The 22,706-nt window shown below is 66.7% G+C and carries 18 protein-coding genes; 4 read left to right on the top strand and 14 right to left on the bottom strand.

Annotation, left to right across the window (positions count from 1 at the left end):
* Positions 1-16 precede the first annotated feature (16 nt).
* The 6 genes from ugpB to ACX938_RS02370 all read right to left on the bottom strand — a co-directional run bounded on the left by ugpB (position 17) and on the right by ACX938_RS02370 (position 7,012).
* Positions 17-1,321 carry a sn-glycerol-3-phosphate ABC transporter substrate-binding protein UgpB gene (ugpB, locus tag ACX938_RS02345; RefSeq protein WP_459429827.1) on the bottom strand — a complete coding sequence of 435 codons (1,305 nt, stop codon included), beginning with the start codon at positions 1,319-1,321 and terminating at the stop codon, positions 17-19.
* Between the two features lie 239 nt (positions 1,322-1,560).
* Positions 1,561-2,130, bottom strand: a complete 570-nt coding sequence (locus tag ACX938_RS02350) for a nuclear transport factor 2 family protein (RefSeq protein ID WP_232752215.1) — start codon at positions 2,128-2,130, stop codon at positions 1,561-1,563.
* A gap of 318 nt (positions 2,131-2,448) precedes the next feature.
* Positions 2,449-4,044 (bottom strand): gamma-glutamyltransferase family protein, encoded by a 1,596-nt coding sequence (locus ACX938_RS02355; RefSeq protein ID WP_459429828.1) that lies wholly within the window; start codon positions 4,042-4,044, stop codon positions 2,449-2,451.
* The gene (locus tag ACX938_RS02360; protein ID WP_232752217.1) at positions 4,041-5,555 is read right to left on the bottom strand and encodes a tripartite tricarboxylate transporter permease; all 1,515 of its coding nucleotides are present in this window, start codon (positions 5,553-5,555) and stop codon (positions 4,041-4,043) included. Before ACX938_RS02360 ends, ACX938_RS02355 begins: the two co-directional genes overlap by 4 nt.
* A gap of 3 nt (positions 5,556-5,558) precedes the next feature.
* Entirely contained in the window at positions 5,559-6,065 is a 507-nt protein-coding gene (locus tag ACX938_RS02365; protein WP_232752218.1) for a tripartite tricarboxylate transporter TctB family protein, read from the bottom strand.
* Positions 6,062-7,012, bottom strand: a complete 951-nt coding sequence (locus tag ACX938_RS02370; protein WP_232752219.1) for a Bug family tripartite tricarboxylate transporter substrate binding protein — start codon at positions 7,010-7,012, stop codon at positions 6,062-6,064. Before ACX938_RS02370 ends, ACX938_RS02365 begins: the two co-directional genes overlap by 4 nt.
* A 125-nt stretch (positions 7,013-7,137) precedes the next feature.
* On the opposite strand from ACX938_RS02370, the gene ACX938_RS02375 reads away from it, so the two are divergent.
* Positions 7,138-8,019 (top strand): LysR family transcriptional regulator, encoded by an 882-nt coding sequence (locus ACX938_RS02375; RefSeq protein WP_232752220.1) that lies wholly within the window; start codon positions 7,138-7,140, stop codon positions 8,017-8,019.
* A gap of 179 nt (positions 8,020-8,198) precedes the next feature.
* On the opposite strand, the gene ACX938_RS02380 is transcribed toward ACX938_RS02375, so the two are convergent.
* The 7 genes from ACX938_RS02380 to ACX938_RS02410 form a co-directional block, all read right to left on the bottom strand.
* The gene (locus tag ACX938_RS02380) at positions 8,199-10,187 is read right to left on the bottom strand and encodes a hypothetical protein (RefSeq protein ID WP_459429829.1); all 1,989 of its coding nucleotides are present in this window, start codon (positions 10,185-10,187) and stop codon (positions 8,199-8,201) included.
* A 23-nt stretch (positions 10,188-10,210) separates the two neighbouring features.
* On the bottom strand, positions 10,211-11,437 hold the full coding sequence (locus tag ACX938_RS02385; protein WP_459429830.1) for an ATP-grasp domain-containing protein: 1,227 nt from the start codon (positions 11,435-11,437) through the stop codon (positions 10,211-10,213).
* 212 nt (positions 11,438-11,649) lie between these two features.
* On the bottom strand, positions 11,650-11,910 hold the full coding sequence (locus ACX938_RS02390; RefSeq protein WP_459429831.1) for a hypothetical protein: 261 nt from the start codon (positions 11,908-11,910) through the stop codon (positions 11,650-11,652).
* Positions 11,911-12,202: 292 nt separating this feature from the next.
* The gene (locus tag ACX938_RS02395) at positions 12,203-13,330 is read right to left on the bottom strand and encodes a Gfo/Idh/MocA family protein (RefSeq protein ID WP_459429832.1); all 1,128 of its coding nucleotides are present in this window, start codon (positions 13,328-13,330) and stop codon (positions 12,203-12,205) included.
* 5 nt (positions 13,331-13,335) lie between these two features.
* Entirely contained in the window at positions 13,336-14,844 is a 1,509-nt protein-coding gene (locus tag ACX938_RS02400) for a sugar ABC transporter ATP-binding protein (RefSeq protein WP_459429833.1), read from the bottom strand.
* Positions 14,844-15,821, bottom strand: coding sequence for an ABC transporter permease (locus ACX938_RS02405; protein WP_459429834.1), 978 nt, complete (start codon positions 15,819-15,821; stop codon positions 14,844-14,846). Before ACX938_RS02405 ends, ACX938_RS02400 begins: the two co-directional genes overlap by 1 nt.
* A complete protein-coding gene (locus ACX938_RS02410) occupies positions 15,818-16,747 on the bottom strand; it encodes an ABC transporter permease (protein ID WP_459429835.1) in 930 nt (309 codons plus the stop codon). Before ACX938_RS02410 ends, ACX938_RS02405 begins: the two co-directional genes overlap by 4 nt.
* 291 nt (positions 16,748-17,038) lie before the next feature.
* Here ACX938_RS02410 and ACX938_RS02415 point away from each other — a divergent pair, with 291 nt between their 5' ends.
* Positions 17,039-18,028, top strand: a complete 990-nt coding sequence (locus ACX938_RS02415) for a sugar ABC transporter substrate-binding protein (RefSeq protein WP_459429836.1) — start codon at positions 17,039-17,041, stop codon at positions 18,026-18,028.
* Positions 18,029-18,092: 64 nt separating this feature from the next.
* Here ACX938_RS02415 and ACX938_RS02420 read toward each other — a convergent pair whose 3' ends face one another.
* Positions 18,093-19,796 (bottom strand): extracellular solute-binding protein, encoded by a 1,704-nt coding sequence (locus tag ACX938_RS02420; protein ID WP_459429837.1) that lies wholly within the window; start codon positions 19,794-19,796, stop codon positions 18,093-18,095.
* 166 nt (positions 19,797-19,962) lie between these two features.
* Here ACX938_RS02420 and ACX938_RS02425 point away from each other — a divergent pair, with 166 nt between their 5' ends.
* Together ACX938_RS02425 and iolG are read left to right on the top strand one after the other, a co-directional pair.
* The gene (locus ACX938_RS02425) at positions 19,963-21,564 is read left to right on the top strand and encodes a GMC family oxidoreductase (RefSeq protein ID WP_459429838.1); all 1,602 of its coding nucleotides are present in this window, start codon (positions 19,963-19,965) and stop codon (positions 21,562-21,564) included.
* On the top strand, positions 21,564-22,583 hold the full coding sequence (gene iolG / locus ACX938_RS02430; RefSeq protein ID WP_459429839.1) for an inositol 2-dehydrogenase: 1,020 nt from the start codon (positions 21,564-21,566) through the stop codon (positions 22,581-22,583). Before ACX938_RS02425 ends, iolG begins: the two co-directional genes overlap by 1 nt.
* Positions 22,584-22,706: the final 123 nt, after the last annotated feature.

Here is a 22,706-nt window from a genome sequence, read left to right on the forward strand (position 1 = left end):
CTATGTTGCTCTCAGATCAGCGGGTGGACTGCTCGAAGCGGCGCAGCAGCTGGTCGCCGCGTTCCTTGGCGCTGTCGAGGGCGGCCTGGGCCTCCTTGTCGCCGGCCCAGACGGCCTCGAGCTCTTCGTCGATCACCGTGCGGATCTGGTCGAAGTAGCCCAGCCGGATGCCCTTGGAGTTCGCCGTGGGCTCGTTCGCCGTCATCTGCGCGACCGCCACGTCGGTGCCGGGGTTCTCCTCGTAGAAGCCCTGCTCGCGGGTCAGATCGGCGGCCGCCGAGGTGATCGGCAGGTAGCCGGTGTCCTGGTGCCACTTGGCCTGGATCTCGGGGCTCGACAGGAAGTTCAGGAAGGCGGCGACGCCGTCGTAATCCGCCTCTTCGTGGCCTTCCATGACCCAGAGCGAGGCGCCGCCGATGATGGTGTTCTGCGGCGCGTCACCGGCCCCTTCCCAATAGGGCAGCGGACGGACGTCGAAGGCGAAGTCGGCCTCGGCCTTGATGCCCGCGTAGCCCGCCGAGCTTTCAGTGAAGAGCGCGCATTCGCCGCCGCGGAAGTTCGCCCCGCCCTCGTTGCGGCGGCCGGTGTAGATGAACTTGCCGTCCTGCGCCCATTCGCCCAGCGTCGAGATGTGCTTGACCTGGGCCGGGCCGTTCAGCTCGAGCGTGGCATCGGCGCCGGCAAAGCCGTTCTCCTGGCTGGCGAAAGGCACGTTGTGATAGGCCGAGAGGTTCTCAAGGTGGATCCAGCTTTGCCAGGCGGTGGTCATCGGGCAGTCGACGCCCGCGTCCTTGAGCTGCGTCAGCACCTCGCCGACCTGGTCCCAGGTGGTCATCTCGGTGTCGGGGTCGATGCCCGCGCCCTCGAGCTTGTCGCGGTTCACCCAGAGGACCGGGGTCGAGGAGTTGAAGGGCATCGAGAGCATCTCGCCCTCGGTGGTGGTGTAATAGCCCTTGACCGCGCCGATGAAGGCCTCGGGGTCGAACTCGCCGCCCGCCATGACCTCGTGCACCGGGCGCACCGCGCCCTCGGCGGCCATCATGGTGGCGGTGCCCACCTCGAAGACCATCAGGACATGCGGCTGCTCGCCCGCGCGGAAGGCGGCGATGCCGGCGTTCAACGTCTCGGAATAGTTGCCCTTGTGCGTGGCGGTGACGGTATAGGCGTCCTGGCTGTCGTTGAAGCTGGCGACCTGTTCGTCCACCAGCTCTCCGAGCCGGCCGGTGAAGGCGTGCCAGAATTGCACCTCGGTCTCGGCGAAGCTTGGCGTCGCCGTGCCCGCGACGGCCGTCAGGACCGCCGCCGAAATGATCTTGGTCATAGTCTTTTCCTCCCTATGCCGGATGCTTCCGAGCTTTTGACCGCCCGATCAAAAACACCCGCCCCGAAGCAGTAGCGGAGAACGGGAGCGTCGCGCAAGAGAGGCGGGTTTTGGTTGCAAGGATTTGGCGCCGGGGAGGATGGCGCGGCGCGGGTGGCTCGGCGGCCAAGGTGCTGGCACCACGACATAAATCGCGCGGACCCGGAGGCCGGGCCCGCGCGGATCGCGTGAGGCGGAGATCAGTTCAGGTTGCCGGCGTAATCGTCGATCGCGATGGTCAGCTTGGAGAAGGTCCAGACCCCCTGCCCGTTCTTCTCCAACTCGCCGTCATAGAGCACCGAGGAGCCGACGCTGAGCCCGTCGGCGGCCACCAGGACGATTCCGTAAGCCAGCGCATGGGCGCTGTCCTCGGAGGCTTCCTCGACGATGAAGTTGGTGATCGAATGGCGCCGCTGGTCGCCCTGCTGGCCGAGCGTCGCATCGACGTATTCGGCAATGGCCTCGGGGCCGGTGAAGCTGGCGATCGGCTCGGCGCTGCCGAGCGTCGCGACCAGGGAGCCCTCTTCGGCAAAGAGCGAGGACAGGAGGTCGCTGCGGCCCTCGTCGTAATAGAGCCCCCAGCGGATGAAGGCCTCCTCGATCTGCCGCAGGTCGCCGGCCTCCAGGGCGGAGAGATCGGCCGCGCCATGCGGTTCGAGCGACACCAGCCCGCCGGCGCTGGCCCAATGCTGGGGTGGGAAGGTCTCCGCCAGGGCCGGCGCCGAAGTCAGGCTCGCGGCCAGCACGGAGAGAAGAATTCGGGAGTTCATCAAGGCACCTCTAAAATATTTGAACGAGTCTTTTGTATATTTTTGATATGCTTTGAGTCCACGAAATCTTTGGGAAGATACGCAGGAGACGTGCCTGCGGGTCGCGCAAGACCGCCGCACCGCGGGGCGCGCCGTCTGCCATGACGGCACAAGCCGGACCGCACCGGAAGCGGTCATCAGTCTGTTTTTAGGAGAAGAAACAGCGCCGATGCCGTGCCGATCAGTCCCGGAGGACCGCGGAACTTTCCACCGCAGCGAAAGCTGCGCGACGTGGCGAGGGCGAGGGACATCGCCCCTCGCCCTCACCAAGCGCCCTGTTCAGAAGCCCGCCGCGAGGCCGTCCTTGCGCGGGTCGGAGCCCGCCGCGTAGCCGCCGCCGGGCAGGCGGCGGATCAGCTGGGCGCCGCCGAAGCCGAAAGCGCTGTCGGGGGCCTCGACCTTGATCGCATGGCCCATCTCGGCGAGCCGCGCGCGGGTGGTCTCGGGCATGGCGTCCTCGACCGCCACCTCGGCGCCCGCGACGAAGCGCCAGCGCGGGGCGTCGATGGCGCTCTGCACGTCCTGGCCCCAGAGCCCGCAGCGCAGCATCATCTGCACGTGGCCCTGCGCCTGCATCGGACCGCCCATGACGCCGAAGCTCATTTCGGGCGCGCCGTTGCGGGTCACGAAACCGGGGATGATGGTGTGGAAGGGCCGCTTGCCGGGGGCGACCTGGTTCGGATGCCCGGCCTCCAGCGTGAAGCCCGCGCCGCGGTTCTGCAGGCTGATTCCGGTCTCCGGCACCACCACGCCTGAGCCGAAGCCCGAGTAGTTCGACTGGATGAAGGAAACCATCATGCCGCTGGCATCCGCGGTGGTCAGATAGACCGTGCCGCCGTGCTTCGGCGCGCCGGGCCCGTGGTCCTGGGTGCGCGCGGGGTCGATATGGGCGGCGCGCGCCTTGAGGTAGACCGGGTCGATCAGTGCCTCGACCGTGGGGTCGGTCATATGCGCCTGGTCGGCGACATAGGCGTGCAGATCCGCGAAGGCGAGCTTGGTCGCCTCGATCTGAAGGTGCAGGGCCTGCGGGTCGTCGGCCTCGAGCTCGCGGATGCCGGTGTGCTCCAGCATCCCCAGCGCCATGAGCGCGGCGATGCCCTGCCCGTTCGGCGGGATCTCGTGCAGGCGCTCCTCGCCGAAGCCGGTCTCGATGGTGCCGCACCACTCGGGGCGATGGGCGGCCAGGTCCTCGGCGCTGAGCGCGGCGCCGTGTTCGGCCGCGAAGGCGGCGATCTTCTCGGCCAGCTCGCCCTCGTAGAAGGCGCGGCCCCGGGTCTCGGCGATGAGCCGCAGGCTGCGGGCCTGGGCGGGGTTGGCGAAACGCTCGCCCGCCCGGGGCGCGCGGCCGCCGGGCATGAAGGCCTGGGCGAAGCCGGGCTGCTCGGAAAGCATCTCGGCCCCGCGCTGCCAGAGCGCGCCGATCACCGGGGAGACGTTGAAGCCCCCCTCGGCATAGCCGATGGCCGGGGCCATGACGGTCTCGAGGTCGAGCGCCCCGAAGCGGTCGATCAGCGCCACCCAGGAGGCGACGGCCCCTGGCACGGTCACGCTCTCCCAGCCGCGGAAGGGGATCTCGGAGCGGCCGGCGAAGCGCTCGGGCGTCCAGCCCGCGGGCGCGGCGCCCGAGGAGTTCAACCCGTGCAGCTCCTGCCCGTCCCAGAGGATGGCGAAGCCGTCCGAGCCGAGCCCGCAGCCGGTGGGTTCGACCACCGTCAGCACCGCCGCGGCGGCGATTGCCGCATCGACCGCGTTGCCGCCCTTGGCGAGCATGGCGACCCCGGCCTGCGCCGCCAGCGGATGCGAGGTGGCGACGACATTCTCGGCCAGGACCGGAGAGCGGCGCGAGGGATAGAGGGCATCGTGGCGGAAATTCATGGCGCAGTCCTTTCTGCGGTCTTTTTGGCTTTTGCGGATTTCAGATGCGCGCGCACCGCCCAGGCGACCGAGGCCACGGCCGCGATCAGGAAGATCAGGCTCACCGGCCGGGTCAGGAAGAGCGTCCAGTCGTCGTTGGTCATCAGCGCCCGGCGCAGGTTGGTCTCGGCGATCGGGCCGAGGATCACCCCCAGGACCAGCGGCGCCAGCGGGTAGTCGAGCGCGCGCAGCGCGTAGCCGAAGAGCCCGATGAAGCCGAGAAGGTAGAGGTCCGTCACCCGGTTGTTGAGCGCGAAGGAGCCCACCACGCAGCAGACCAGCACCACCGGCACGACGACCCATTTCGGCACTTCCGCGACGCGCAGGAAGGCGCGCATCGACAGCACGCAGACCACGAGCATCATGAAGCTCGCGACCACCATGGCGATGAACATCCCGTAGACCAGGTCGGCATTGTCCATGATCAGCCGCGGGCCGACCGAGATGCCGTGCACCATGAGCGAGGCCATGAGGATGGCGTCCACCGCCGAGCCGGGGATGCCCAGCGCGATCAGCGGGATCAGCCCGCCGCCGGCGGTCGCCGAATTGCCCGCCTCGGAGGCGACCACCCCGTCGGTGGTGCCGGTGCCGAACTTCTCGGGCGTCTTGGAGGCGCGCTTGGCCTGGTCGTAGGCCACGAGGTTGGCGATCGAGCCGCCCGCGCCCGGCAGCGCCCCGATCAGCACGCCCACGATGGAGGAGCGGATCAGGTTCACCGGCCGCATGAGGACCTCTTTCATCACCGAGAGCGTCTTGAAGTCGATCTCGCCGGTGACGAGCTTCTGGCCCGAGCGGATCTTGCCCGCGTCCTCGACCTCGGAGGCGAGCTGCGAGATCGCGAAGATGCCGATCAGCACCACCAGAAAGGGCAGACCCGCGGCCAGCATGGTGACGTCGAAGTCAAAGCGCGGCCGCCCGAGGATCGGGTCGGTGCCCACGGTCGAGATCGCCAGCCCGATGAGCGCGGCGATGAGGCCCCGTTGCAGCGAATGGCCGACGAGGCTCGCCACGATGGTCAGCGCGAAGACGATGAGCGAGAAATATTCCCAGGGCCCCAGCTTGACCGCGAAGATCGCCAAGGGCGGCGCCGCGACGATCAGCACCGCGGTCGAGATCACCGTGCCGAAGAACGAGGCCCAGACCCCGATCGAGAGCGCGCGCCCGGGCTCGCCGTTGCGCGACATCGGGAAGGCGTCGAAGGTGGTGGCCACCGCCGAGGGCGTCCCGGGAATGCCCAGGAGCGCAGCCGAGATCAGCCCGCCGGTATAGCCGCCCACATAGACCGACAGCATGACCGCGATGCCCTGAAGGGGCTCCATCGCGAAGGTCAGGGGAAGCGTCAGCACGATCGCCATGGTCACGGTGAAGCCCGGGATCGCGGCGGCGATGATCCCCGCGATGGAGCCCAGGAGCATGAAGATCAGCGTCTCGGCCGTCAGGATCTGGCCGGCGCCGAGGAGAAAGGCGTCCATGATTTACCCTCTGGGCAGGAAGACGTTGAAGACCTCGGCGAACAGCCAGTTCAAGCCGAAGGAAAACAGGAGCGACAGGACGATCAGCACCGCCATGGCGGATTTGGTCTTGGGGGCCAGCGCGAATTGCAGCACCGCCAGGAAGACCAGCGTCGCGATCGGGTAGCCGATCACCGGCATCGCGGCGAGATAGGCGCCGAGGCAGAGAAAGACCACGAAGACCAGCCGGCGCTCGCGCACCCAGGTGCCGAAGGCCGCGCCGAAGGCGGCATAGGCGCCCGCGGGCAGCCGCCGCAGGGTCTGCGCGATGGTGACCAGCAAGAGCAGGATCAGGCAGCCGTGCACGATCATCGGGAAGGCCCCGGCGCCCAGGGTCTCGAAACGCGAGCTCGGGATCCGCGTCGCCTCCCAGAAGAGGCCGGCAGAGGCCGCGAGCAGCGCGATGTAGGAAAGAAGCCGGGCGACCTCGCCCGGCTCCTTCCCCGTCAGTTGCGGCGTCTCCTCGCTCACGGAGCAAGCACCTCTGCGAGACGGTTCACGGTCTCGTCGAGGCGGGTGAGGTAGTCCGCATAGGCCTCCTGGCCGCGGAACTGCACCTCGGCGCCGGCATTGTTGACCTGCTCGACGAAGGTCTCGTCCTCGGCCAGTTCCGCCAGCGCGGCCTCGAGACCGTCGCGGGCCTCGGCCGGGGCGCCCTTGGGCATGACGATGCCGCGGGTCACGGCCAGCTCCATGTCGGCGCCGAGCTCCTGGAAGGTCGGCACGTCGGGGGCCTGGGCCATGCGCTCGGGCGCGCCGGTGGCCAGGAAGACCAGGTCGCCGTTCTCGACGAACTGGCCGGCCGAGGAGATATCGCCGATGGCCACGTCGAGGTTGCCGCCGACCAGCGCGCGGATGCGCTCACCGGTGCCTTCGTAGCCGACGTAGTTGAACTCGAGGTCGAAGGCCTCTTCGATCATCGCCGCGTGCAGATGCGGCACGCCGCCGAGGGTCACGCCGATCGAGACCTCGCCGGGGTTCTCCTGCGCGTAGCTCACGAACTCCTCGAAGGTTGCATAGGGCTGGTCGGCATTGGCGACCAGGAACTGCGGCGAGGCGGTCATCAGCGCGATCGGCTCGAAATCGGACCAGGCCAGGTCGGTGATGCCGGTCACGGTGGCGGTCAGCAGGCCTTCGTGCACCTGCGAGATGGTGTAGCCGTCGGCCTCGCGCTTGGAGGCTTCGGTCAGGCCGACCGTGCCGCCGACGCCGGGCATGTTGATGACCGGCATCTCGGCGCCGAGGTAGGGCGAGACGTTGTTGGCCACGATCCGCATCAGCGTGTCGCTGCCGCCGCCGGGCGACCAGGGCACGATGAACTCGACGGGGCGCTCGGGGTAGGATTGCGCCTGGGCGCTGCCGGCCAGCGCGGCGACGGCAATCGCGGCGCTCGCGGCGATGCGGGGCAGGTGGATCATGTCGGGTCTCTCCATGTTGCGACTGTCAGTGCTTCTTGGGTGTGAGGCCTCCCATAAAAGACAAGGGCGGCTTTCTCTAACGAAAATAATTTGCTCTTTTATGAAGCGCTGCTTAACTTGCCGCGATGGACATCCGCCAGCTCGAAACCCTCGTCGCCGTCGCGGAGACCGGCAGCTTCGCCGGGGCGGCGCGGATCGTGAACCTCACCGCATCGGCGGTCTCCCAGCAAATTCAGGCGCTTGAGGGGGAGTTGGGGGTGCCGCTCTTCGACCGGCGCACCCGCCCGCCGCAGCTCACCGCCCGGGGCGAGGAGATGCTGCGCGGGGCCCGCAACATCGTGCAGATCATGACCGAGACCCGGCGCACGATCACCGGGGGCCGGACCTCGGGTGTGCTTAAATTGGGGGCAATCCGCACGGTGTCGCTGTGGCTGGCGCCGCGCGCCTTCCGGGCGATGCGGGAGCAGTTCCCGAAGCTTTCGCTCGATCTCAGGGTCGGGGTCTCCGAGGCGCTGATGGCCGATGTCTCGGCCGGGCGGCTCGACGCGGCGCTGGTGGCCGAACACGTCGGCGTGCCGCCGGACCTGATCTGGACGCCGGTCCTGACCGAGCCGCTGATGCTGATCGCCCCGCCCGATGCCGAGGGCGCCGACGAACGCGCGCTGATCGGCGCCTATCCCTTCATCCATTACGCCACTGACGTGCCGCTGGCCCGCCAGATCGACACCGAGCTGTCGCGGCTCGGCGTCCGCCGCGAGCCGGTGGCGGTGATCAACACCATGCCGACCATCGTGAGCTTCGTGCAGGTGGGGCTCGGTATCGCCGTGGTGCCGAAGCTCGCGATCCTGAACGTGCCCGAGGAGAGCCTGCAGATCCGCCCCTTCGGACAGGGCGCGATCACCCGGCGGATCGGGCTGGTGCGCCGCGAGGTCTCGGCCCGGTCGGTGGTCCTGGGGGCGATGCAGGACACGCTGGTCGCGACGGCAGAGGCGCATGGGTTGAGTTGAGGGGTGTTGGGGGGCTGGCGCCGTGGCGGAGCTCCGCGCGCCGTCGCGCCGCCCCTCTTAAAAATTAGCGGCGCAGGCCCCCTGCCCCACGGTTGCCTCAGCCTTCGGTCTGCCCCGCGCGCGCCCTAGCCATCGGCCTGCCCCGCGCCTGCCTCAGCCCGCGCCCTGCCGCGCTCCGCTCAGCCCGCGCCCTGCCGGTCCGCCGCCCAGCTCGCGATGGCCTGCTCCCGCACCGTCGCGATCAGCTCGGGCGCGATCTCACGCCCTTCCTCGCGCCGCAGGGGCTCGTCGTGGAACAAGTAGACCCGCGACAGGAAGGCCTCGAACTCGAGCGAGCCCTCGCCGTAGCGTTCTCCGTGGCCCGAGGTCGAGACCACGACCCCGTTGCCCCAGTCCTGCCCGCTGTCGTTGTTGGGGTTGTAGAAATAGACGCGCATCCGCCCGGCCTGGTCCTCGGCGACCCGAAGGATCGCGATGGCATGCCAGCCGACGAAGCGCTGCTGCGCATCGGTGACCGCGATGCCGGCGGGCTGGGGATGGCCCAGCGGACGCCCGCCGTTGAAGGCCGGGTGATAGGCCGCGAAGAAGCGCCGCAGGAAGTCGTCGTAGCCCGCGAGCTGGCCCGTCGCCACGTCCACCGCGACCGCGCAGTCGCGCGACACCCACCAGCCGTGGAACTGCGGGTTGATCCACTTGTGCGGATCGCCGGGCCGTCCCGCGCAGAGCCGCCCCATCTCGGCGTAGATCCGGTCGAGATGCGCCACCAGCAGCACCGACACCGGGTCCGCGTCGATCGGGCCCGCCCCGGCAAGACCCGCGGGCAGATCGCCGGAATTGATCACCGTGCCCTCGAACTGCATCTGCAGCATGTCGAAGTCGGCCACCTGGGTGACCAGGAACAGCAGATAATCGGGATCGATCAGCGCCCACATGGCGATGGCCCTGGCCGACTGGCAGGTCGGATTGGCGCCCTGCCCCACCCCGAGCGGCTGGCCCAGAACCTGCAGCACGCCGGCCAGAAGCGCGGTCTCGGGCGCGTCGCCCGCCGCGAAGCCCAGCGCGATGCGCTCGCGCGCGGCGCCGCGCAGTTGCAGCGAGAGCTGCCGCTCCAGCGCCGGTACCATGGGGGCGTGATGCAGGATGCCCCGGTCCAGAAGCAGCGCCAGCCCGTAGGCCGCCTGCGGCGTCTGCAGCGAGACGGCGGAACGCACCAGCTTCTCGATCAGCCCGCGGTAATGCTGCCAGCAATCAAGCCCGGTGGTCCCGAGACCCAGCGCCTCGGGGATCAGCGGGCGGTTCTCGTAATCGAGCGCCCAGGTCAGGAAGGCGGCGTGGTAATCCGAGACCAGCCCGGTGTCATGCATCGCCCGGGCAAAGCCCATGGCCTCGCGCGAGAGGCCGCTTTCATCGGCGACCGAGATCCGCTCGAGGTAGACCGCCAGCCCCGGGTCGTCGCGCGAGGCGGTGGTCGGCCCGAAAAGCGCGCTGACCAGCCGCTCGGCGCCAAGCCGCGTGCTGCCGGGCTCGGTGCCCTTCTCGGACAGCGCGATGGCGATCTGGGCGATCATGTCCTTGACCACGCCCACCTGGATCGAGCGCTGCTCCAGCAGGCGCCAGATCTCCGAGACCAGGACGCTGAGAACGTCGTTCAAACCGATGTGGTCGGCGATATGGCTCAGCACCCGGCGCTTGAGGTCGTGCCGGGCGCCCAGCGCGCGGGCGGCCTCATCCGGCGCGCCGAACAGGTCCTTGAGGTTCAGCGCCAGCACCTGGGTCAGGAAATGCCGCGCGCCCTCCTGGTGCAGGTTGGCATGCCGGGCCTCGCCCTCGGCCACCGCGAGGAACCGCGCGAGGCTCGCCGCCTCGAGCGCCCGCAGCGAGGGGTCGTCGGAGACCAGCGTGCCCGCCACGAGCTGCGGCAGCAGCACCTCGGGCTGGTCCCAGTCCGAGCCCGAGAAGAGCCCCGCCGCATCCATGCGCGCGGCGCGCTGGCGGATCATCCCCAGCCCGCCGGGCAGCGCGATGACACGCCCCAGCACGTCCAGCACCGGGCGCTGGTGGCGCGCCTTGGCGAAGGGCCGGGCCTCGTCCAGCCGGTCGATGGCCCGGTCGAGCGTTTCGGACAGCCGCGTCAGCGCGGCCTGATCATCCGTGGTCTGTCCATCCACGGCGAAAGCGTTCCTCGGACTCATCAGACATAATAATCCAGCTCTTCCTGTCGCTTGAGAAGGTCCCGCAAGTCGTGGGCGTTGTCACCGAAGAAATAGGCCAGGCCCCAATGCGTGCCGAATGCTGACCGTTTGGCCACCTTCTGCTCGCGCGGGTCGGAGAGCTCATGGAACTCGAAATAGGGGTGGTTCGCGGTCTCCTCGGGGACCTCGAGGCGGCTGACCACGCGGCGGCGCGGGTAGACGCCGAAGCAGCCCGCATGGCCCTTGGCATCGACGACCTCGGTCGGGAAGAAGGCGTCGAGCTCTTCCTGGGTGGTCTTCGGATCGAAGGCCAGCACAAGGCCTTGGTAGCCGTTGAAGCCATAGGCGCGCTCGATCAGCTCCAGCGCGTTGAAGCCCGGCGGACGGTAGGCGACCTCGCCGAAGTAGAGCTTGTTGTCGCTGGTCAGGAAGTATTCCGGGTGGATGAAGCCGAAGTCGATGTCGAAGACCTCGATCAGCTTCTCGATCTCTTCGGTGATCCGCGCGCGGTGCTCCTCGAGCTCGGGCGTCGCCGGCACGAAGACCGAATAGCCCAGCGTCACGTATTCCGAGATGTTCAGGAACTGGATCTTGCCGTCCTTGATCCAGGCCTCGACCGCGAACTCCCAGCCGTCGAGATGCGATTCCAGAAGTGCCGGGAACTCCTCGTCGGGGATGTTGTCGACATCCTCAGGCGTGCGGATCACCCGGTGCCCGGCGGTGCCCGATTTGTCGAAGGCCTTGAAGTGGATCGGGTCGTTCGGGTCGCCGTCGAGCTTCAGCAGCGTCTGGTTCACCCGCTTGAGAAAGCGGATCACGTCGCCGCGGTCATGCGCCTCTTCGAAGACGCCGACGCGGATGCCGCCGAGCTGCGCGCGGCGCTTCATCAGCGACTTGTCGCGGAAGAGCATGGACTGCCCGAGAAGCCGGGGGTTCTTCATCAGGACGGCGTTGACCGCGCCGGCCCATTCCACGGTTTCCTCGAAGATCGGGATCGCCACGTCGACGCCCATGTCGTCGAGCCGATGCGCCAGCTCGTGGGAGCGTTCGTTCAGCCGGTCGAAGTCCCAGGCGACATAGGGGATGTCGTTCTGATTGCAGTAGTCCTCGGCCCAGGGCGGCGCGACCACCACGTAGCGGCGGTCGAAACGGTCGACCGCGTCGATGGCGTTCAGGCTCCAGCCCAGGAGTGCGATATACCCTTTGTCCGGGTTCTTGTCGGTCATTGCATGTCCTTTTGTCAGGCAGACCCACAAGAACGCGCGCGCCCTGTTCGAGCTCGCGGATCATGGAAAATCCTGTCACGGGAAAAGCGACCCCGGCGAGCTGGATCTGCGTCGGTTTCACTAGGAGAGGCTAAGCCCTGAGGGCGTCTTTTCAACCCTGGCTGGTGCCGGACCCCGGGTCAGCGGGCGCTTTGAGAGCGCGCAAACCCCTGTCACAGAAGCAGTTTCACCGGCCCATCGGCGCTGATGGTCTTGGCGCCTTCCTCGTCCTCGCAGAGGTCGAGCCAGAGCCGGTCGCCCTTGTCCTCGACGAAGAACCGCCATTCGTCCTGCTCGATCAGGGTGACCGCCTCCTCGACCGAAAGCCGCCACTCCGCCTTGCCGAAAAGCGATTTCCGCACGCCGCCGATCGCCACGATCTCCGCGCCGGTCTTGTCGGTTTTCGCCCAGGTCACTTGCGCCGGTGCTGCCACGGGGAATGCCTCCTCGGGAGAGGAAGATAAGGCAGGCGAGGGAGATGTGAACGCAGGCGGGCGTTAAAGGTTGATTTTACGTGCAAGTTTTTGGGTGGGGCCTACTTGGGAGATGAGCGGAAACGCATGAAGTCTTCGAAATCCACGTAGGCGCAGAAGGCGTGTATCTTGAGGCAGGGAGTGCAGGTCTCTGAACTCGCGGCGACAGCGCAGGTCGGACTGGGCTCAAACGATCATGCTCGGTTCGACATCGCGCCAGTTCAGGCAGGCCAAGCATACCCCCCACCCGCGCCTAGAGCCCAACCCAGCCGCGGGCTTTCGAGGACGCCTGCATCGCCTCCACGGTCTCCTGCACCGCAAGGGCCTCCCGAAAATCGGGATTGCACCGCGCGTTCGAGGCATGGGCCTCGATCAACTCGGCCACCTCGATCACCTTCAGGTCGTTGAACCCAAGATGATGTCCCGGTGCCGGGCAGAACCGGTCGTAGGGCGGATGGGAGGGGCCCGCCTCGATACGCCGGTAGCCTGCCGCGGCACCGGAACCGGAGTAGACCAAAAGGTCGTTCATGTGTTCCTGCGAGAACGCGATGGCCCCCTTGGAGCCTGTGATCTCGAAGGACAGGTCCATCGTGCGCCCGGTGGCGGCCCAGTTCGCCTCGAGACTGCCGGAGACACCGCTTTCGAAGCGCAGGAGCGCGTGGGTCATGTCGTCAACATCGACGGGCCGTCGCTCCGACGCCCCCGCGGCCACCGGCCGGTCGGGATAGATCGTCCGACAGTCGGCGCTGACCTCGGCGATCGGCCCGAGGAGGTGGCGCGCGAGCGAGATGATGTGGCTGCCGATATCCGCCAGCGCCCCGCCGCCCTGCGGATCGGTGCGGAAGGAATGCGGCGCGTCGGGGCTCGACATGTAATTCTCCGCGTGGCGTCCCCGGAAGCCGGTCACCTCGCCAATCTCGCCCGAGGTGATGAGATCCCGCGCCAGCCGGATCATCGGATTGCGCAGAAAGTTGAAGCCGACCGAGGTGACGATCCCCGCCGCTTCGGCGGCGTCGGTCATGCGCCGCGCCGAAGCGGCGGTCGTCGAGAGCGGCTTTTCGCAATAGACCGTCTTGCCGGCTGCGATTGCCGCCATCGCGATTGGTTCGTGCAACACGTTGGGCGCGGTGATGGCGACGATGTCGACCGCTTCGTCGGCGATCAGCGACCGCCAGTCGGAAGTGGCACGTGCGAAGCCGAGGGCCTTTGCGCCGGCCGCAGCGTTGTCCTCTGTCGCATCGGCCAGCACCGCCTTGACCGGGCGCGCGGGCAGCTCGAACAAGCCGGGCGCGGCGGCGAAGGCATTGGCATGGCAGCGGCCCATGAAACCCGATCCGACGAGGCCGATCCCGAGCTCTCTGTCCTGCGTCTGAGTGGACATTGCGCTCACTCCGCCGCGACCGGCGGGCGGGCATGCGACACCGCGTCGATGAGATGTTCTTCGGTCATCGCGTCGCCCTGAAACTCGGCCACGATCGCGCCCTCCGACATGGCCAGCACCCGGTGGCTGACCCCCAGGACCTCGGGCATTTCCGAGGAGATCACGATCACCGCAAGGCCCTGTTCGGCGAGCTCGGCAATCAGCTCGTGGATCGCCGATTTGGAGCCCACGTCGATCCCGCGCGTCGGCTCGTCGAGGATGATCAGCTTGGGATCGGCGCAGAGCCACTTCGCGAGCACGAATTTCTGCTGGTTGCCGCCCGAGAGCTGCGACATCGCCTGGTCCGGGCCGGTCGTCTTGATCGACAGAGCCGAGCGATACTTCTCGAACACGGCCATTTCCTTGGTCCGGTTCATCACCGAGACCTCCGAGAACAGACGCAGATGCGGCAGCGAGGTGTTCTCCCGTCCGCCCATCATCAGGACGAGGCCCTGTTCCTTGCGGCTCTCGGGAACCAGCGCCATGCCCATGTCGATGGATTGCCGTGGCCTGGGCAGAGCGACCTCTCCCTCTTTCCAATACAGCTTGCCTGCATCGGCCTTGCGGACACCGAAGATCGTCTCGACCAATTCGGACCGGCCCGCGCCGACCAGACCATAGAGCCCGAGAACCTCCCCCTCGCGCACCGAGAAGGAGATATCGCGGAACAGGCCACGCTTGCTCAGCCCTTCGACACGCAGCACCTCCGCGCCGAACTCCGGCTTCGCCTTGACGAAATAGGCATCCAGCGTGCGGCCGATCATCATGCGCGTGATCTGATTGAGATCGGTGGCGGCGGTCTCGACCGTTCCCTGCACCTGGCCGTCGCGCAACACGGTGATCCGGTCGGTGATGTCGAAGATCTCGTCCATCTTGTGCGAGATGTAGACGATGCCCACGCCGCGCGCCTTGAGACCGCGGATCGTGTGGAAGAGCTGATCTTTCTCGCCGTCGGTCAGCGACGCCGTCGGTTCGTCGAAGATCACGACATTGGCCCTGAAAGCCTCGGCCCGGGCGATTTCGACCATCTGCTGCATGGCGACCGAAAGCGTGCCCAGGCGGACGTCCGGGCCGAAGAGGCAGCCGAGCGCCTCGAGCGCGGCCTTGGCATTCCTGCGCAGTTCGCGCTTTTTCAGCATGCCGAAGCGATTGGTCGGCCAGGCCCCCAGATAGATGTTCTCGGCGACCGACAGCTCCGGCGACAGCGACAACTCCTGGTGGATCAGCAGGATGCCCTTGCGGCGCGCGTCGAGCGGGCCGGACAGACGCAGCGCCTCGCCCTGGTAGAAGATCTCGCCTCCATCGGGTTTGTGCAGGCCCGCCAACGTCTTCATCAGGGTGGACTTGCCGGCGCCGTTTTCGCCGACGAGGGCGTGAACTTCCCCAGGGCGGATGTCGAAGCTCACGCTGTCGAGCGCCGTCACGCCGGGGAAGGTCTTGGTGATGTCCCGGACCTCCAGAATGGCATCGTCCATCACGACTCTCCCCTGCGGTTCAGGATCTTGTCGAGCACGAGGGCCAGCACGAGCACCGCGCCCATCACCATCAGCTCGACATAGTTTGGGGTGTTCAGGAGCCTGAGCCCGTTGCGCAGCACGGCCAATGTGAGCACGCCGCCAATGGTCATCCACATGCTGCCGAAGCCGCCCTGCAAACGCGTGCCGCCCAGCACCACGGCGATGATGGTCCAAAGCTCCCAGATCTTGCCGGCATTGGGCTCCGCGGTGCCGAGCCGCATCGACAACAGGATGCCGCAGACAGCCGCCAGCGTGCCGCAGAGGGTGAAGTTGATGATCTTGTGGCGCTTCACATCGATTCCGGCGTCATGCGCGGCCTCGATGTTGTCGCCCACGGCGTAGGTCTCGCGTCCGTGGCGGGTGCTCGACAGCACCCACTGGAACAGCAAGGCCAGCCCGAGAAAGATCATCGCGGTCAGCGATACCGGCCCAAGATACACCTCGGGGATCTCGGTATAGGCGAAGTCCGGCACCATAAGGGCGTTCTCGCCTGTATAGACGAAGACAAGGCCGCGGATGCCGATCAACGCGCCGAGCGTGACGATGAAGGAATGCATGCCGGACAGGGCCACAAGCGTGCCGTTGAAAAAGCCCAGCGCGGCCCCCGAGAGCAGGCCCAGCGAGATGGCGGGCCAGGTGCCCATATGCTCCTGCAGACCGATCGCCAACGCCGACGCCAGGGCCAGGATGGCCCCGACCGAGAGGTCGATCTCGCCGTCGATCATCACCATGGTCATGCCGATGGCGAGGATGCCGATGAATGCCCCCTGGGTCAGGATGTTGCCAAGGTTGTTCACGGTCAGGAAATACGGGCTCGCGATCGAGAAGACCGCGACCGTCAGGGCCAGGAAGACCCAGATGTGATTGCGCAGAAGCCAGGACAGCACGGCGTGCAGCGGCGACTTGTCCCGAGGGGCGAGGGAAACGTGGCTCATGCGAAGATTCTCCCGCGCTTGGCACCCAGATCGATCCAGACGGCGACGATTATGACGGCCCAGGTGACGAGCCACTGGACGTAGTAGGCAAAGCCGAGCAGCAGCAATCCGTTCTGGATGAAACCCAGCATCGAGATGCCGATCACCGTCCGCCAGATGCTTCCCGAGCCGCCCATGAGCGAGGTGCCACCGAGGATGACCCCGGCAAGCACGGTCAGCTCGTAGCCCTGGCCGATGGTGTTCTGCGCGCCCATCACGCGGCTGCCCATGATCACCGCGGCCATGCCGGTGGTGAAACCCGAGATCGCGTAGGCCCAGAACACCGTCCAGCGCGCGTCGATCCCGGAGAAGATGCTGGCGGTCTCGTTGCCGCCGACCCCGTAGACGCGCCGCCCGAAGGTGGTGAATTGCAGCGCCAGCCCGGCGATCACCGCACCCGTCAGGATCAGGATGACCGGCACCGGCAGACCGAGAAATTCACCGCGCCCGAAGATGGCGAACCAGGTTTCCTGCGGGTTCTCCACGTTGACGTTCGATCCGCCCGAGTAGAACAGCACGAGCCCCTGCAGAAAGGACAGCATCGCCAAGGTCACGATCAGCGCGTTGAGGCCGACGAAGCCGACCAAAAGCCCGTTGACGGCACCGATGCAGAGCCCCACGAGGAGCGTCATCACGATCGCCGGGAACGGGCCCGCGACATTGTGCTGGTCGACCACGATCACGGTCAGCAGCGTCAGGAGCGAGCCCACGGAAAGGTCGAGCCGGCCGGTCAGCACCACGAAGGTGACGCCGAGCGCCATCATGCCCGTGATCGACACCTGGCGCAGCACGTCCAGAATGTTGCCCGGCGTCAGGAACGCCTCCGCGTTGACCGCGACACCTGCGAGAAACACCAGGAACGCGACGACCAGGCCGTGCCTGCGCATCAGGCTTCTTATCCGCGAGTCCATCTCTGCACCTCCTCCGATGCCCAAGGTTAGACAGAGCGAGATGCGCGATGAACGCTCGAAAAATCCAAAATGAATCAACCGGGTCGTGACGGGGCCCGACGGACCGCGCAACGCCGCCAAGACCGCAGGAAAAGTCGAAAATCAGATTTGGATATCTCGGCGATTGTTTGGGCTTGGCGTCTACCGAAACATTGAGTGCGAGCACCCCGCAACGCTGCCAACGGGGATTGCAATCAGGAGGAAGTGCAGCGTCTGGAGGAGGAAACGATGATAAACGCACACAAGGCACTGGCGGTCACGCTGTCTCTCGCGCTCTCGGCCACCGCGGCAAGCGCGCAGGAGGCGCCGGACTGGCTCGGCGGCGAACTCAAGAAGCCGCTGTCTGAAACCAGAATTGGCATCACGGTGCTCTATCCGGGCTCGAATGCCTACCAGGCCAAATACGCCGAGACCGCCGAGGCTTACAGCCAGGAACTCGGCATTCAGGCCACGGTGATGGACCCGCAGGGCGACCCGGCCGTCCAGTTCGATCAGATCCAGGACATGGCCTCGCAGAACCCCGATGCGCTCGTGGTCTGGCCGACCTCGCAGAACGCACTCATCCCGGCGATCCGGAACGCCTCACGCTCCGGCATCCCGGTCGTCACCTCGAACTCGCCCATCGGCGAGGCCGGCCGGCGCTACATCGTCGGACATACGGGGCCCGACGATTGTGCCCAGGCGGAACAGGCCGCCGAGATGCTGGGTGACGCGCTCGGAGGGGCCGGCAACATCGTGGTGGTCGAGGGGACCCCGGGTTACTCGGTCTCGATCCTGCGCAAGAACTGCTTCCTCGACCAGCTCGCGGACAAATATCCCGACGTGAACATCCTTGCGAGCCAGACCGCGGAATGGAACCGCGAGAAGGCACAGACGGTGATGGAGACCTACCTCACGCAATTCGGCGACGAGATCGACGGGGTCTACGCCTTTGACGACGGCATGGGGCTCGGCGTGATCAGCGCGCTGCAGGGCGCCGGCAAGGCGCCCGGCGAGGTCAAGGTCGTCACCTGCAACCAGTTCGGCGAAGGCTGGGACGCGATGAAGGCGGGCTGGCACTCCGGCTCGAACAAGCAATCCCCTGTCGATGACGCGATCCTCGCCATCCAGACCGCGGTCAAGGTGGCCAACGGCATCGAGGTGCCCGCGTTGCAGGGCATCGAGACCCCGAAGGTGCTGCCCGAGAACGTCGACGACTTCGAGCGTCCGACCTGGTAAGCCGGGCCGCCGGAAGAACAGAAGGGCCGCGTTGCAGGACGCGGCCCTTTCTCGTGCCCCGGGCTCAGTAGTGGCCGCGTTCGCGCATGATCGCGTCGATCCGGTTCTGGGACTTGCGCAAGGCCTCCTCGACGCCCTGGCTGCGCTGAAGCATCAGGTGGATCTCGTCGCCGAGAACGCCCAACACGTCACTGAACTCCGGGATCGGCGGGCGCGGCCATGTCTTCAGCTCGCCACGCCGCTCCATCCCGTCGACCTGCGCGATGATCTTGCTGCTGGCCTGGACCTCGGGGTCCGCGCTGGTGGAGAAGCGCGGACTCGTGAGGTTGCCGTTCAGCACGTACCATTTGAGCATCTCGGGGCGGGTGAGGTATTCCATGACCTTCCACGAAGTCTTCTTGCGCTGCGGCTCCAGCGCCGCCGGGATCGCGATCGAAAAGCCCCCGATCGGAGAAACGGTGCGCGCGCCCGGGGCATGCGGGTGCGGGACAAAATCGACCTTGCCATGTGCAGGCGAGTCCTGGTTCAGCTCGAAAGCCGCGGCACGGATGCTCCAGCCATAGGTCATCGCCGCCTCACCTCTCGAGAAAATGCCGATGCGGCGGTCCCAGTTACAGACCATGCTCTCGTTGTGGCAGAACTCGGCGAGCTCGAGCAGAAACTCCGCCGTCTCGCGTGCCGCGTCGCTCAGCAATTGCGGGCGATAGTTTTCCCCCTGGATCACCGCGACGTCGAACTCGTCGCCGAGGGGTGTGAGATTGATGATCGGCTGGCCGAAATCCGCGAGCGTCTGAACGAAGGTATGCGCGACCGGCGTTCCGCGGCCGTAATTCATCACGATGCCCGACAGGTTGAACCCCGCCCGGTGCAGCACCCGCGCCGCGAGGAGCACGTCGTCGGTGGTCTGCGGGATCGACAGCCCAGCCTCGGCGAACAGATCGCTCCGGCAGAACAACAGCTCCGCGGTCGGCTGGATCGGCAGGCCGTATTGGTGTTCGTTCCAGCGCGAGCCGCGATAGGCGGCGTTGTGAAAATCGGACGGATTGAAGCGCGCCTCCTGCAACAGGTCGTCGAGCGGCTCGATAACCTCCTCGGTGGCGAGCTGCCCGATCCACGGCAGGTCGACCGCGATGAGGTCGTATTTCGAATGATTGCGCCGGGCGTTCTCCATGATCTCGCCGTGCAACTGATCGAGCGGCAGAGTGACGACCTCGACGTTGGTGCCGCACAGTTCGTCCAGATTGGATGAGTATTGCTCGAGCGTCTTGAAGGTCGGGTCGATGGGCCCGAGGATCCGCACGGTCCGGTCGATCCCGACGCCGGTCTGCATCGCGTTGGGATAGGGCAGGATGCGGGAGGCCATGTAATAGCCCCCGAAATAGAAATCGCTGATCTCCCCGTCCCCGGTGGTGAAGCCGAAGGTGTTTCCCACCATCATCTTCAGCTGCATCGCGAAGCTCTCGAATTCCCGGATGAGCTTGCGCGTGGGATGCAGCGAGAAGGACTTTCCCGATTTCGATTTCGGACGCTTCAGCAGGAGCCCCTCGTCGATCAACTCCGTGATCCGGCGCATCGCGGTGCCATAAGGCACATCCGCCGCCATCGCCGCCGAAGTGACCGTCAGCAGCCTGCCCTCGAGATGACGCCGCATGGCGTAGGAAATGATATTCCAGCGCGGATCGACCGTGGCCAGCGGCGTGCGCTTTTCCGAGATTTCGCGGTTGGAATCCACGAATGTCAGGATCCGAAGAAGTTCCTCGCGTGTCACCTCACCGCTCCAACCGCCACGTCCACAGGTCCGCTTGTAACAGGGAAACCGCTCTGCCGGGCCATCGCCAGCCGCGTTTGGTCCAAATCTGATATTTGCCGTGTTCTCCCGATCCGCCGCCCTATGCGAGCGTTCCCGAGGATCAGTTTTCGGAGGCGCGAGGGATATGTCCGGTAGGGACTACGACTATACCGTGATTGGCGCCGGCTCAGCAGGTTGCGCCGTGGCGGGCCGGCTCGGCGAAGCGGGACACTCGGTCCTGCTGCTCGAGGCTGGCGGGCCCGACCGCAACCCGTTCATCCACATCCCGCTCGGCTATTCGATGCTCTACGCCAACCCCAGGGTGAACTGGTGCTACGAAAGCGCGCCCGAGCCGCATCTGAACGGCCGCCGCCTGTTCCAGCCCCGCGGCAAGGTGCTGGGCGGAACCGGCGCGATCAACGGCATGATCTACATGCGCGGCCAGCCCGAGGATTTCGACGGCTGGGCGGCGGCGGGCTGTACCGGCTGGAGCTGGGACGACGTGCTACCGCACTTCAAGGCCTGCGAGGACCAGGAGCGCGGCGCCGACGCCTATCACGGCACGGGCGGGCCGGTGGCGGTCTCGGACATCCGCACCGAGCACGCCCTGGGCGAGGCGTTCCACGCCGCTTCAGAGGCGCTCGGCGTGCCGCGCAACGACGATTTCAACGGGCCACGCCAGGAAGGCACGGGTTACGTCCAGACGACGACACGAAAGGGGATGCGCTGGAGCACGGCGGCCGGCTATCTGCGGGGGCCGGCCAAGCGGAATATCGACCTGCGGCTCAACGCGATGGTCGATCGGATCGTGTTGGAGAGCCGCCGTGCCACGGCAGTGCGCTGGACCGACAGGCGCGGGACGCACCAGGCGCGGGCGCGGCGGGAGATCATCCTCAGCGGCGGCACCTTCAACTCGCCGCAATTGTTGCAGGTCTCGGGCATCGGGCCCGGCGCTCTCCTGCGCGCGCAGGGGATCGAGGTGGTCCATGAGCTGAAGGGCGTCGGCGAGAACCTTCAGGACCATTTCGGCATCGGCGCGGAGTATCGCTCCAAGGTCCATTCCACCGTCAACGATCTTTACAACAACAAGATCAAGGGCGGTCTGCAGCTCCTGCGGCACCTCGTTTTCCGCACCGGGCCCTTCGCCGACAACGGCAATTATTCCAATACCTTCATTCGCTCCGGCCCCGAGATCGACCGGCCGGACATGATGGTCACCTTCATGGCCTGGTGCACCGACGAGCAGCTCAAGCCGCATCCCTTCTCGGGCTTCACCATTCTCGCCGAACACATGCGGCCCAATTCCCGCGGCCACGTGCGGATCACCAGCCCGGATCCGAAGGTGCAGCCGGAGATCCAGTTCAATTTCTTCGCCGATGCGGCGGACCAGCGCGCGGCGATCGCGGGGCTCAAGTTCGGACGCAGGATAGCCGCCACGGCACCGATGACGGAGTGCGTCGAATACGAGCTCTCACCGGGCAAGGAGGTTCAGAGCGACGCTGACATTCTTGCCTATTGCCGGGCGAACGGATTGTCGCTGCTGCATCCGGTCGGCACCTGCAAGATGGGCGTCGAGGGTGACGCGGTCGTCGACCCGCGCCTCCGCGTGCACGGGATCGACGGGCTGCGGGTCGCGGATGCCTCGATCATGCCGCGCATCGTCACCGGCAATACCAATGCCGCCGCGATCATGATCGGCGAGAAGGCCGCCTCGATGATCCTCGAGGACGCGAAGGAGTACGCGTGATGCAGACGCTCGGGATCGCCCTGATGGGCACAGGCCGGATGGCCCATGTCTACGGCCCCAAGATCAACGCCCATCCGGGGCTCAGGCTCGAGGTGATCTACAATCCGCGCCGCGCCTCGGCGGAGGCGGCCGCCGCGCAATATGGCGGCCGGGCGATGGACGACCTCGGCGCGGTGCTGGCCGATCCGGGCGTCGACGCGGTGGTGATCGCCACGCCGACCGACACGCATGTGGACTACATCGAAGCCGCCGCGCGGGCCGGCAAGCCGATCTATTGCGAGAAGCCACTGGACCAGAGCCTCGAACGGGTGGACCGGGCCCTGGCCGCGCTCGAGCGTCATCCGGTGCCCTTCATGCTCGGCTTCAACCGCCGCTTCGATCCGGACAACGCGGCGCTTCGCGCGGCGGTGCAGGCCGGCGAGATCGGCCGTCTCAACATGCTGATGAGCTGGTCGCGCGAGCCCGCACCGCCGCCGATCGACTACGTTCGCGCCTCGGGCGGCTATTTCGTCGACGCCACGATCCACGACATCGACCTGCTGTGCTGGATCGCCGGAGAGCGTCCCGTCGAGGTGCAGGCGACCGGCTCCTGCATGTTCGATCCTCAGATCGGTGCCGAAGGCGATTTCGACATGACCATGACGACGCTGAAGATGACGTCGGGCGCATTGGTGCACGTGAACAATTCCCGGGCCTGCGCCTACGGTTTCGACCAGAGGCTCGAGGCCTTCGGCGATGCAGGCATGGTGCAGACGGTCAACCACCGCGACGACAACCTTGTGCGGTGGGACAGCAGCCGCACGGCGGCGCGCGAGCCGCTCAAGCATTTCTTCCTCGAGCGCTACGACCGCTCGTTCTACAACGCGCTGGACGAGTTCCACGCCGCGGTGACCGAGGGGCGGGCGCCCTCGGCCACCGCCGCGGACGGGCGCGCCGCGCTCGCCATTGCTCTGGCCTGCAATCAATCTGCGAAATCGGGAACGACAGTTGCGCCTGACTACGGTGGATCGCGCCAATGATGGTTGCCCATCCATCAGGACAGCTGCGCGCGTGATCGCCAAAGCCTTTTGACCTGCCCCTCTACTAGTGGCCGGGAGGGTTTCAGGCGCGAGGCGAAGAATGCAGCATCCCGCACCGTCTCA

The organism is Roseivivax sp., assembly GCF_054552075.1.